The organism is Marinobacter panjinensis (genome assembly GCF_005298175.1).
Taxonomy (GTDB): domain Bacteria; phylum Pseudomonadota; class Gammaproteobacteria; order Pseudomonadales; family Oleiphilaceae; genus Marinobacter; species Marinobacter panjinensis.
This window is the reverse complement of record NZ_SZYH01000001.1, coordinates 61,270-73,911: the sequence shown is the minus strand read 5'-3', so window position 1 is coordinate 73,911 and position 12,642 is coordinate 61,270. Positions and strand designations below refer to the sequence as shown.

8 protein-coding genes are annotated in these 12,642 nt (G+C 58.9%); 4 read left to right on the top strand and 4 right to left on the bottom strand.

Translation table 11 applies throughout. From position 1 onward, the window contains the following. Positions 1-184 precede the first annotated feature (184 nt). The 4 genes from FDP08_RS00335 to FDP08_RS00320 all read left to right on the top strand — a co-directional run bounded on the left by FDP08_RS00335 (position 185) and on the right by FDP08_RS00320 (position 6,442). On the top strand, positions 185-1,678 hold the full coding sequence (locus tag FDP08_RS00335; RefSeq protein WP_137434071.1) for a leucyl aminopeptidase: 1,494 nt from the start codon (positions 185-187) through the stop codon (positions 1,676-1,678). After that, on the top strand, positions 1,665-2,153 hold the full coding sequence (locus FDP08_RS00330) for a DNA polymerase III subunit chi (RefSeq protein WP_137434070.1): 489 nt from the start codon (positions 1,665-1,667) through the stop codon (positions 2,151-2,153). Before FDP08_RS00335 ends, FDP08_RS00330 begins: the two co-directional genes overlap by 14 nt. Before the next feature lie 471 nt (positions 2,154-2,624). Then, positions 2,625-5,477, top strand: a complete 2,853-nt coding sequence (locus FDP08_RS00325; RefSeq protein WP_137434069.1) for a valine--tRNA ligase — start codon at positions 2,625-2,627, stop codon at positions 5,475-5,477. A 5-nt stretch (positions 5,478-5,482) separates the two neighbouring features. Further along, a complete protein-coding gene (locus FDP08_RS00320; protein ID WP_228263195.1) occupies positions 5,483-6,442 on the top strand; it encodes a ketopantoate reductase family protein in 960 nt (319 codons plus the stop codon). Here FDP08_RS00320 and FDP08_RS00315 read toward each other — a convergent pair. The 4 genes from FDP08_RS00315 to FDP08_RS00300 form a co-directional block, all read right to left on the bottom strand. Then, positions 6,432-8,462 carry a methyl-accepting chemotaxis protein gene (locus FDP08_RS00315; protein WP_137434068.1) on the bottom strand — a complete coding sequence of 677 codons (2,031 nt, stop codon included), beginning with the start codon at positions 8,460-8,462 and terminating at the stop codon, positions 6,432-6,434. The genes FDP08_RS00320 and FDP08_RS00315 overlap by 11 nt on opposite strands. A 125-nt stretch (positions 8,463-8,587) precedes the next feature. Beyond that, the gene (locus FDP08_RS00310; protein ID WP_137434067.1) at positions 8,588-9,475 is read right to left on the bottom strand and encodes a regulatory signaling modulator protein AmpE; all 888 of its coding nucleotides are present in this window, start codon (positions 9,473-9,475) and stop codon (positions 8,588-8,590) included. Beyond that, positions 9,475-10,041 (bottom strand): 1,6-anhydro-N-acetylmuramyl-L-alanine amidase AmpD, encoded by a 567-nt coding sequence (ampD, locus tag FDP08_RS00305; protein WP_228263330.1) that lies wholly within the window; start codon positions 10,039-10,041, stop codon positions 9,475-9,477. Before ampD ends, FDP08_RS00310 begins: the two co-directional genes overlap by 1 nt. 171 nt (positions 10,042-10,212) lie before the next feature. Continuing rightward, positions 10,213-12,525 carry a DUF1631 domain-containing protein gene (locus FDP08_RS00300; protein WP_137434065.1) on the bottom strand — a complete coding sequence of 771 codons (2,313 nt, stop codon included), beginning with the start codon at positions 12,523-12,525 and terminating at the stop codon, positions 10,213-10,215. Positions 12,526-12,642 lie beyond the last annotated feature (117 nt).

Here is a 12,642-nt window from a genome sequence, read left to right as displayed (position 1 = left end):
GGAATTCGGGATTCGCCGTATTCTAAGTAACCTTGGGGCCGAATGACAGGCCACGGGCTTAACAAAGACGTTAACAACCTGTCAGCGCTTGATAATTTGCCCCCTAACCCCAATGCTATACGCATTCGGACAGCAAACCCGGGCCCGGGACTGTCCTCCATCAGAACAATCAACGGGAGTTGCCATGACTTTTACCCTGAGCAGTAAGCCCATTTCCGATACCAAAGCGGACTGCCTTGTTGTAGCCCTGCCGGAAAAAGGCGACTGGCCCGCCTCGACGACACAGGCCAACGAAGCCCTGGGCGGACTGATCAAGACCCTGCACAAAAACGGGGACGCCACCGGTAAAAACGCAACCACCCTGCAAATGCCCCTGGACGGCCAGCCCTGGGCACGCCTGCTGGTGGTTGGCACCGGAGCTGACAAAGACCGCACTCCCGCGAACTATCGCAAGGCATTGATTGCCATGGCCGGCCAGATTAAGGACGGCCCGTCGAAACACGTACTGGTCGGCCTGGGCGACACCCTGGTGACCGGTGATGACGCCACCAGTTCGGAAGCGGCACGCCTGAATCTCATCGGCCGTACTCTGGAAGAGCAGCTCTACCGCTTCAGCGAGTTCAAGAGCGAGAAGCCCTCAGACCGCAAACTGGCAAAAGTCACCGTTACTGCCTCCTCTGCCGGCAAGGCACTGAAAGACGCCTTTAACCTGGGCCTGGCCACCGGCCGCGGCATGAATTTCACCCGCGACCTTGGCAATACACCGCCGAACGTCTGCCACCCCACCTGGCTGGCCGAACACGCCGAGAAACTGGCGAAAGAAAACGACGTTATCAAGACCGAGGTGCTGGACGAAAAGCAGATGAAGAAGCTGGGCATGCACAGCCTGCTTTCCGTTTCAGCCGGCAGCGCCCAGCCCGCCAAACTGATTGTTATGGAATACCGTGGCGGTAAGGCGAAAGACAAACCCTACGTTCTGGTGGGTAAAGGCATCACCTTCGACACCGGCGGCATCAGCCTCAAGCCCGGCGAAGGCATGGACGAAATGAAGTACGACATGGGTGGCGCTGCTGCTGTTTTCGGTGCCATGAAAACCATTGCCGAAACCAAGCCCAAGATCAACGTAGTCGCTGTTATCGCTGCCGCTGAGAACATGCCCAGCGGCACCGCGACACGCCCGGGGGATATCGTCACCTCCATGTCCGGCCAGACCATTGAAATTCTCAACACCGACGCCGAAGGCCGCCTGGTACTGTGTGACGCCCTCACCTACGTCAAGAAGTTCGACCCGGAAGTGGTTGTCGACATGGCCACCCTCACCGGTGCCTGCATTATTGCACTGGGCAGCCACGCCACCGGCCTGCTGAGCAACAACGACGAACTGGCCAACGACCTGCTGGCCGCCGGCGAGCGCGCCGGTGATCGCGCCTGGCGCCTGCCGCTGTGGGATGAATATCAGAGCCAGCTCGACAGCAACTTCGCGGACATGCAGAACATCGGCGGCCGCCCCGCCGGCACCATCACCGCGGCCTGCTTCCTGTCTCGCTTCGCCAAGGACTACCGCTGGGCCCACCTGGACATCGCCGGCACCGCCTGGAACTCCGGCAAAGCCAAAGGCTCCACCGGTCGCCCGGTACCCCTGCTGGTCGACTACCTGATGTCCCATGCCGGAAAGTAACTCCAGCTCGCAAAACCCGGGCCCCCAGGATGAACGGAACCAGTCCTACTGGTTCCACATCCTCGCCCAGAACACCCCTGCTGCCCGCAACCTCCACACCGCCAAACTGGTGGCCAAGGCGCGGCAGCAGGGTGACCGTGTAGGTATCGTCTGCGACACCATGCAGCACGCCCAGGAACTGGACGACCTGCTCTGGAACTTCAGTCCGGATGCTTTTATCCCCCACAGCATCGTTCCTGACTCCGCCACCACCTGCACCGACCCGGTTGGGATATTGCTTTGCCCGCCGGTGGCAGAGGACTGGGATACCGTGATCATTCTGTCGGCCACGCTGCCGGCGGATGCGGACCGGTTCAAACGGTTGGCGTTGGTGGCCCATAACGATGAGGCAGTGCTGGGACAGGCGCGGTCGCATTTCAAGCAATTGCGGGCGTTGGGGATTGAGCCTCGGGTGCATGATCAGAGGAAGCGGTGAGATTTTGATGGGGGCCGTATAGCGGGCCCTATGTAGGACTGTTCGTTTGGCAGAGGAGCGGGGTGGTGGTATTTATCTCCCTTGGGAAAAGAACTCGCTGCGCTCAGACACCTTTTCCTGGCGGGAAATAAATACCACCACCCCACTCTTCGAGCCAAGGGGGTGTCTCCAAGGTAGTGCAGGGTCTGTCTGTGTTTTATCTGAAAGCGGGATAGGTAAAACAGGCTCACGAACAAACCCAGGTAAAACCATTGAACACAGTCGAGACAACTCGGAGTCCATAAGGGTATGCGGGTGGTTGGAATTTCAGGCTGGAAAAGGTGTCTGAGCGAAGCGAGTTCTTTTCCAGCCTGAAATTCCAACCACCCCCGTACCCCTCCCCCCATGGTTCGCCGCGAACCAACGGACCATGTATAATCAGCGGTCTCAAATTTCCTTGTGAATCAACCAAACGGGCACCAGCAGAAACCCATGGAAAAAACCTACCAGCCAGAAAACATCGAGCGCCAGTGGTACGAAAACTGGGAATCCAAAGGGTACTTCCGCCCCTCCGGCGAAGGCGAATCATTCAGTATCGCCATCCCACCGCCCAACGTCACCGGCAGCCTGCACATGGGCCACGCGTTCCAGCACACGATCATGGACACGCTCACCCGCTTCAAACGCATGCAGGGCCGTAACACCCTCTGGCAGGTAGGCAGCGACCACGCCGGCATCGCGACCCAGATGGTGGTCGAACGCAAACTGGCAGCGGAAGAAGACAAAACCCGCTATGACCTGGGCCGGGAAGAATTCATCAAACGCATCTGGGACTGGAAAGAACACTCCGGTGGCACCATCACCGGCCAGATGCGCCGCCTGGGCAACTCCGTGGACTGGGACCACGAACGCTTCACCATGGACGACGGCTTCTACAAGGCGGTTCAGGAAGTGTTCATCCGCCTGTACGACGAAGGCCTGGTCTACCGCGGCAAGCGCCTGGTCAACTGGGACCCGAAACTGCATACCGCCATCTCCGATCTGGAAGTGGAAAACAAGGAAGAAAAGGGCTTTTTCTGGCACCTGCGCTACCCGCTGGCCGACGGCGAGAAAACACAGGGCGGCAAGGACTACCTGGTGGTCGCCACCACACGCCCGGAAACCATGCTGGGCGACACCGCCGTGGCTGTTCACCCGGAAGACGAGCGTTACCAGCACCTGGTTGGCAAATTCGTCGACCTACCTTTGGTGGGCCGCCGCATTCCCATCGTTGCCGACACCCACGCCGACCCGGAGAAAGGCAGCGGCTGCGTGAAAATTACCCCGGCCCATGATTTCAACGACTATGCCGTCGGCAAACGCAACAACCTGGTGATGATCAACGTCATGACCCAGGATGCCTCCATCCGCGATGTGGCCGAAGTGGTCAATCCCGATGGCACCGAGAACACAGACGTAGACGGCACCCTGCCCGCCGCCTATGCCGGCCTCACCCGTGAGGAAGCCCGCAAGCGGATCGTGGCAGACATGGACGCCGAAGGCCTGGTCGACGAAGTGGAAGACCACGTACTGAATGTACCCCGTGGTGACCGCTCCGGCCTGATCATCGAGCCGATGCTTACGGACCAATGGTTTGCTGACGCGAAGACACTGGCGAAACCCGCCATTGAAGCCGTGGAAGACGGGCGTATCCAGTTTGTGCCCAAGCAGTACGAAAACATGTACTTTGCCTGGATGCGCGACATCCAGGACTGGTGTATCTCCCGCCAGCTCTGGTGGGGCCACCGCATCCCCGCCTGGTACGACGCCGAGGGTAATATCTACGTTGGCCGCAGTGAGGACGAAGTGCGCCAGAAGCACAGCCTTGCCGCGGACCTGGAACTGAACCAGGACGACGACGTTCTCGACACCTGGTTCAGCTCTGCCCTGTGGACCTTTGGCACCCTGGGCTGGCCGGAAATCACTGAACGGCTGAAAACCTTTCACCCTACTGATGTGCTGGTCACCGGTTTTGACATCATCTTCTTCTGGGTTGCCCGGATGATCATGATGACCATGCACTTCATGAAGAATGAAGACGGCACTCCGCAGGTACCCTTCAAGACTGTCTACGTCACCGGTCTGATCCGTGACGAGCACGGCGACAAGATGTCCAAGTCCAAGGGTAACGTCATCGACCCGCTGGACATGATTGACGGCATCGAACTGAATGACCTGCTGGAAAAGCGCACCGGCAACCTGATGCAGCCCAGGCTGGCCGAGAAAATCGCCAAGCGTACAAAGAAGGAATTCCCGGAAGGCATCACCGCCCACGGCACCGATGCCCTGCGCTTCACTCTGGCCGCCATGGCCACCACCGGCCGCGACATCAACTGGGACATGAAGCGCCTGGAGGGCTACCGCAACTTCTGCAACAAGCTGTGGAATGCCGCCCGTTACGTGTTGATGAATACCGAGGGCGAAGATTGCGGTGTTAACAACGAGCCGGTAGCACTCTCCCTGGCAGACCGCTGGATCATCAGCGAACTCCAGAGCTGCGAGCAGGACGTGATCCGCCACCTGGACCAGTATCGCTTCGACCTGGCGGCCTACGCCCTGTACGAATTTATCTGGAACGAATACTGCGACTGGTACCTGGAGCTCTCCAAGCCAGCCCTGAGCGACGACAACGCCAGTGCCGAGGCGAAGCGTGGCACCCGCCGTACGCTGGTACGTGTGCTTGAGGCAGTTCTGCGCCTGGCGCACCCGATCATGCCGTTTATTACCGAGGAAATCTGGCAGCGTATCGCACCACTGGCTGGCAAGACCGGTGACAGCATCATGCTGCAGCCCTTCCCCCAGCCGGATGCGGGCAAGCAGGACGCCGCTGTTGCCGCCGATATCGAATGGGTGAAAGGCGTGATTGTTGCGGTACGGAATATCCGTGGCGAAATGAACATCTCCCCGGCTAAGGCCATCCCGGTACTGCTCCGCGGGAAAGACGCGGAAGACAGGCGCCGGCTGGACGAGAACCGCCAGTTTCTGGCATCCCTGGCCAAGCTGGAGAGCGTGGAATGGTTCACCGACGGTGACGCCCCCATGTCTGCGACCCAACTGGTTGGCGAGATGGAAGTGCTGGTACCCATGGCCGGCCTGATCGACAAGGATGCCGAGCTCAAGCGCCTGGACAAGGAGCTCGAGCGGCTGCAGAAAGAGGTGGACCGGCTGGAAGGCAAGCTCGGCAATGAAAAATTCACCGCCAAGGCTCCGGCTGATGTGGTTGAAAAAGAGAAGGACAAGCTCCGGGATGCCCAGGGCAGCATGAGCCGTCTCACCGAGCAGCGGACTGCTATCGAGGCCATGTAAACCCAATGTGCCGGCACGGGGACAACCATCAGCTACCCGGGAATGGCCTGATTGCCATTCTCGGGGCCGGTTCCCTCGGCCAGTTGTGGGCGGGGTACCTGCCCACCGCCAAGGTGGCATTTGTACCTCGTCACGACGAAACCGCCGTTCTCTGCGCGAATTCGTTGAGCTACAGGCTTCAGCGATTCGACGGCTCTGCCCGGTCTGTGACCGTTCCCTGGTTGACCAGCCCCGCCGGACAACCCTCTTTGTTATTGGTCACCACCAAAGCCGGCGACACCCTCGGCGCCCTTGAGTCCCGACTACCCGACCTGCCCCCGGACACGCCTATTGTGTTGTTCCAGAACGGCATGGGCAGCCAACAGGCTGTCGCCGATCGGTGGCCGCACCGCCCTGTTCTTGCCGCCAGCACCACCGAAGGCGCCAATCGCCCTGAGCGGGGCCAGACGATCCACGCCGGCAAGGGAGAAACCTGGGTTGGCGCACTCACAGACCGTGCAAGACCGCTTATAGCGCCAGTAGTACAGGCCCTGGCCACCAGCGGCCTTACGGTCCACGGGGAAACCAACATCCACCAAAGACTCTGGGACAAGCTGGTGGTCAATGCCGGAATCAACGCCTTTACCGCTATTCTCGGCTGCTGCAACGGCGACATTCTGGATCACAAGTTCTATCTGCAGCATATAGAACCCTTGTGTGTGGAGATTGCTGCTGTCCTCAAAGCCGAAGGCTGTCAGCCGTTGGCGCCAGACACCATTCGTGAGCGCATCGAAACGGTCGCCCGACGCACAGCAAAGAACACATCGTCGATGCTGAGCGACCGGCAGCAGGGCCGGACCACCGAAATCGATTTCATCAACGGCTATGTGGCGCGCCGGGGGCAGGCGCTGGGCATTGACGTGCCAGTGAATCAAATGCTGACGGAGCAGGTCCGTCAGGTGACCCACGCCTCTGTCAGACCCTGAAGGCTTCCACAAGGCGCTGCAACGAGGCCGTCAATTGTGACATCTCGCGGGAGGACGCCAGAGTCTCCTCGGCGTTGTCCGCCGTTTTCTGGCCCAACACGCTGATCTGCTCAACGTTGGTATTGACGTTTTTCGCGACCGCAGACTGCTCTTCCGCCGCCTGGGCAATCTGGTGACTCATATCCACGATGGTGGAGATCCCCTGGGCAATCCGGTCCAGCGCCTCGGTGACCTCCGAGGATTTCCTGACCGTGGTTTCAGTCACCTCGTGGCTGTTGGTCATGGCTGCAACCGCTTCTTTGACACCGCTTTGCAGGCGGGAAATCATGCCTTCGATCTCTTCCGTTGACTTGTGGGTGCGCTGGGACAGTGACCTTACCTCATCTGCAACCACGGCAAACCCGCGGCCCTGCTCGCCGGCGCGGGCAGCCTCAATGGCTGCGTTCAGCGCCAACAGGTTGGTCTGCTGGGCAATCGCCTTGATTTCCACCAACACCTGGCTGATGTTGTCGCTGTCTCCGTTTACCCGGTTGATAACCTCCACCGCGCCGGAAATTTCGGTGGCCAGGCGATTAATGGTCTCAACGGTATCGGCGACCACTTCGCGTCCTCTCTCGGTATCTCCCTCGGCAGCGCTTGCACTGTCGGATACCCTGTGGGCGCTTTCTGTCACTTCATTGACGGCTTCCACCATCTGGCTCATGGCTTCATTGATCTGGCCGGATTCCTCCATCTGACGGGCCACTGCCTCACTATTGGCGGCTGCCGTGTCATTGACCCGGGTTGCCTGGCGATCAACATCCGATGTCGTGCCGCTGACGGAACGGATCAGCTCGGCGATCCGGTCCGTCATGCTGTTGAACTCGGTGGTCAGTTCCCCCAGCTCATCACGGTTATCCAGTTCGATGTGTGTCGTCATGTCGCCGGCAGCCACGTTGCGGGCCGCCTGACTGAAGCGGTTGATTGCGGTACGTACCGACATGAAGAAACCAACATACAGATACACCACCACCAGCAGCACAATCACAAGAGCAACAATGATGAATTGTCGCTGCTGAATCTCGCGATCCAGGCGTGCATTCAGGTTATCGCTGACCACATCAAAAATGCCGGCGGTAAAAGCCTCATAATGAACAAGCTGGCTCTCGACCGTGCTATTGAAATCCTGCCACGGCAACTCCAGTCGCATGGGAGTGATGACATTGCTATCAAGCTCATTCCGAATGCTGGTCAGGCTGTCTTCAATACCTTGCACGGCATTACCGGTATTTTCCGCCAGGGTGGGCGATGCATCGATTGCCACCGCGAGCGCGGGGCCAAGCAGTGATGCGCGATTGGTCAGCTGATCGTAGATTTCATTCAGCACGTCACTGAGACCATAGCCCACCTGCCCCTCTATCAGCGCAAAAATGCCGAAAGCACGGGCCCGCCCGATGATGCTTTCGGCATCCGGCAGTGCCTCACGCACAAGCCCGAGCAACAACAGGTTTTCCCGTGACGCGTCCTGGCCGAGGCCGGAAATCTCGATGGTGGCGGAGAGCATGGCCCGGACTTTCTGGACAAACTCCTGATAATACTTGAACTGGGGGTCGATGTTGCCCTGATAACTGTCGGTTGATTTCAGCGTTTGCCACTCTTCCCGCAGCATTGCCACCTGTTCCGCCCAGTTGCCGGAGGTGTCGAACAGTGCGTCTGCTTCCGCCAACTCTTCCAGAAGGCTGTCAATCCGCTCAGCGGCCTCGTCCGATCTGGCGAGCAGCTCGTTGTCATCCTTGGTCTTTCCAGGCGACCGGAAATCACGATAATCAAGCGAAGCCTGCAAGAGTGCATCCACTTTCTCAAGCTGCTCCAGACCCTCAACACCCCGGGTCATGGTGTCTACCGACCGGTTCAACTCGCTGATCACCAGCCAGGAAAGGGCAACGATAGGCAGCAGAAACAGAACGCTGATCAGGCTGAACTTGTAGAACATCGGCAGCCGGTTCATCAACGACACTGCAGGCTTGATAAGCTGGTTCACGTATACCCCCACGCAAGGCGTCGAAAAAATGAAGCTTTATTCTATTTGTTTATTTTGTCGACTAAAGTACTACAAACTTGAGTGTTTTTCGGAGTAAAAATGTAAATTTTATTAACACATCAATCTTATACGACCCCCGCGATCACCAGTAGAGCCAACACACAGATCCAAACCAGCATGCTGCGGTTCAGCAGATCCCTGATTGCATCCAGACTGCGGCGGCCATAATCAGCCCACTCGTCGGGGTGAATTTGCGAGAATCGCCCCGGGTCCAGCGCATAGCCCGTCAGCGCACCGTTCGCCGCCGCCATCAACACCTGATCCGTTTTCAGTGTTATACCGACCAGAACACGCTTCCCTTCGCTCATCCAGCCGGCAAGATCCCCGGCCACGCCGAAGGTAAACGACAGTAAACGGGAGGGCAGCCAGTTCAGCACCTCTGCCAGTGCGGCAAAGTCAGGCCTTGCTGCCACCTGTGGCCAGTGATCACGCAACGCAATGACCCCGCGTGCGAAAAATGCCGCTGCCGGGCCACCAATCACATACCAGAAGGCAATCAGGAAAAATCGCTCAAAGACATTGACCATCAGCGAGCGTGACAGTATCAGGTGCATCTCGTCGGGAGAGGTGGCCGCACCTCGATCCCGGGCAGGGAGGCTATCCTTGATATGGTGCCAGGCTGCCTGCATGTCACCCCTGGCCCAGGACGCACTGTAGGCTTCCAATGGTGAGCGCCAGCCGGGTGCACCCATCAGCATCACCAGGAGCGCGAATTCCAGAGGGTAAGCCGCCATTCTCCAGTCCAGCTCCCTCAGATACCACTCGCCGGCGGCAAGCAAAACGGCCGGAACGGCAACCATGAGCAGCCCCTTCCATTTCACCGCTTCCTTTCCGGCGCGCGCTTTACTGTTGGCACCAAAGGCAGCGCTCCAAAGGAAGTCCCCGGACCAGGCGTTCGCCGCATCCAGCTTGCGCCTGGTCAGGTACGCGAGCAGAAACACCACCAGTACCATCAGCCAACCCCCTCTGTTTGCTGACCGGCATCCAGCATCTGCCGGTAGTATGACCAGTCAAACGCCGGGCCCGGGTCGGTTTTCCGGCCCGGCGCGATATCACTGTGGCCGGTAATCCTGTCCGGGGTGATTTCCGGCCAGGCCGACATAATCTTCTGCGACAGGTCCACCAGAGTCTGGTATTGGGCGTCGGTATAGGGGATGTCGTCCGCACCCTCCAGTTCAATCCCTATCGAAAAGTCATTGCACTCATCCTCACCCTGGAAGCACGACCGGCCCGCATGCCAGGCTCGGTCCAACAGGCTGACAAACTGCACTGGTGAACCATCACGGTGGATCAGCAAATGCGACGACACCTTCATCCCGGCAATGGTCTCAAAATAGGGGTGCAGGGAAGCATCAAGCTGGTTGCAGAAAAATCGCTCTATGGCATTGCCACCAAACTGCCCTGGCGGCAGGCTGATGTTGTGAACCACCAGCAGGGAAATGGAGGCATCTTGGGGTCGCGGGCCGAAATTGGGTGACGGGCACCACCTGGCCGTGCTTATACGCCCGGTGCGGCGCAGCCTGGAGGCTGGGTTTTCCGAAGGGTCAATATCACAGTGGGAAGCGTTTTGTTCAGACAATGTGTTTCCAGCAAGCCGACGGCGGGCGTTTTACAACCACCCGCCTTTGTTACGTTTGTGCCTGTGATTGAAGCACAAAGCGGCCGGCCTTGCTATCCAGTCAGTCGCCGGTCAGTCCTTGCGACTGCTGCGCAGGTTATCGATGATGGACTCCAGAGCGCGGTCAAAAATCAGGCCATCGTCAAGCATGGTAATTTCTTCCGCTGCCAGCGCTGTGGCCAGATCCTCACGCCGGTACTCAGCCACTTTCGCGCCACTGCGATTGACAAAAATGTACTTGCCCGTCGCCTTGATAAAGGCGGCCAGTTTACAGCGAATCTTGCCGCCGTCGCGGATCAGCTCGATCCAGGAGCCGACACGGAGGCTATCCGCACGGTCCAGCCATTGTTTATCGGGGCCATTGTTCGCCATTGGCGCTTCAGAAGGCTCGCCACTGGCAGCCTCTGCGACTGGTGCAATCGGCTCAGGGGCCTGCAGCGGTTCCGGGATCTCCTGTGGTGGAGCTTCTGATTGCGTTTGCTGAGTGTCCTCCGGCGTAATGGCAGGGGGCGCCACTTCGGTCGTGTTTGCCCGCACCGGCTCTTCTTCAGGTGCGGAGCGTCGGGAAGTGGTCACCAGACGCTGGAACACATCCACATGGACAAGCTCAAGGTCCCGTATCGCTGCGTCCGTTGCGAACGGGTCCCAGGCGATTTCCTGCAATGCTGACCTCAGCCCGTCCACGATGCCGGGAATTGCCCTCAGGAGTTCGCTCCGGGTGCCCTCTTCGACCGGCTTTGGATCAACGCTCCAGACCAATTGACGGGTCAGTGCGGACGCCACCTGCCAGCGTTCACTGTCTTCACCCTCGCGCAACACAATCCACTGAAGGTATTTTGCCCAGGCCTCATTCAGCAGCGTGACCACCTGGGGCGGCAGGTCCCGGCCGGTCATCTGCTCGCTTAACAATGATTCTGTTGCCCTCGAAGCCCTTTCCTGTTTGGCCCGACCCTCTTCCGCGTCACGAAGTCGCTGCTCCACCAGTTCCCTGCGCCGGCGGTCCAGGTCCATGAAATGACCAAAGTCGCTGAGCAGCTCGCTGAAGATTTCCACGTTGTCGGTGAATTCATTCAGCACGCGGTCAACGACGGATTCAATTTTTTCCCGCAAGGGGTCGCGCTGGCCGGCTCTTTTCTCGGTCCAGCCAATAGCTGACATGGCCAGCTCGTTCAGAAGCTTTCTGACCGGGTGTCCGCCGCGATTGAAGAAATTCTTGTCACTCAGGGCCACCTTCAACACAGGAATCTGCAAACGCCCGATGACCGCTTTCATGACGGGATGGAGCTGGCGATCCTCAAGGATAAAATCGAATAACATGGAGACCAGGTTGATAACATCGCTGTCTACCTGGCCGGCATTGAGTCTGCCTCCGGTTTCCGCCCTGAAAACCGGCTGCAGCTGCCGGGACAAAGGCACAACCTCACCCTGCCCCCAATGCACGGATTGCGCCTGAACGTCGCTCAACCGCGACATCAGGGTGCCGGTATCCAGTAATCCCGCCCCGCCGGCAGGCATGCCACCAGCATCGCCCTGGCCCTGATGCAGCAATGCACTGAGCTCGGAGAAGGTAGCACGGACATCATCAGGCGGCGCCGTCAGCGGGCCCGTCGGTTCCGAGCTCTGGCGTGCTGACAATATTCCCCCACTCTGGCCGGATCCCGGAGCGGATCTGCCGGCGGGTGAACGACCGCCAACCGGCGCACGACGCATGTCTGGCAATACGCCTTCGGCGATCAGTGTTTTATTGGCATCTCTGTAGACATCTCCCAGGATTCCGACGAGCAGACGATCAAACAGTTTCAGCACCACCAGTTTGGCGCGAATGTCGATTTCCAGATCTGTGCAGGCTTCTGCGACGCCGCCGCAAATCACTTCCGGGCTCAGTGGCATCTGGCTGTCATCAAGTTTTACAGCCGGCACCAGGTGGGACACCCGGACATTCAGCAGCTTGATGGCCTCGGCGTGCTGGTTGCGAAGCTTGTTGATCAGGTTGTCGATGGCGACCTGCTGCTCCAGATCGGAGTGATCCACCAGCGCCAGTGAATCCTGGTCTACCTCGTCCAGGCTGCCGCTGCCACCACCCGGACGGAAGGAACCGATTTCATTGAAGGCGCGGCTGACGTACTGCAGAACGGAAACCGTCATGTTCTTGCGGCGCAACCTGAGTTCCCGCATCGCGTCGAAATAGGCAGTCTGGTCCTGATTGGTGCCAGCCTTGTCCGCCAGTTCGAACAGCGCGTCGTCCGCCTTGTCGAAAAAACCGGACATCACTGCCTTCAAGGACTGACCAGATACGTCACGCAGGCGCACCAGAGAACCCGGCAGGGAAAACCTGTCCGGCATTTTCTGGGCTTTAAGACTTACAACCTTGTTATCCTGCGCCATTCGGCTACTCCGGACAGTGACTGGAGACGTGCGTCATTGCACATCTTAGGCCTTACCGACGTCACCTTGTGTCAGAATTTGTCACCTTTTGTGTTTAAGTGATGGCGGTCACAGTTT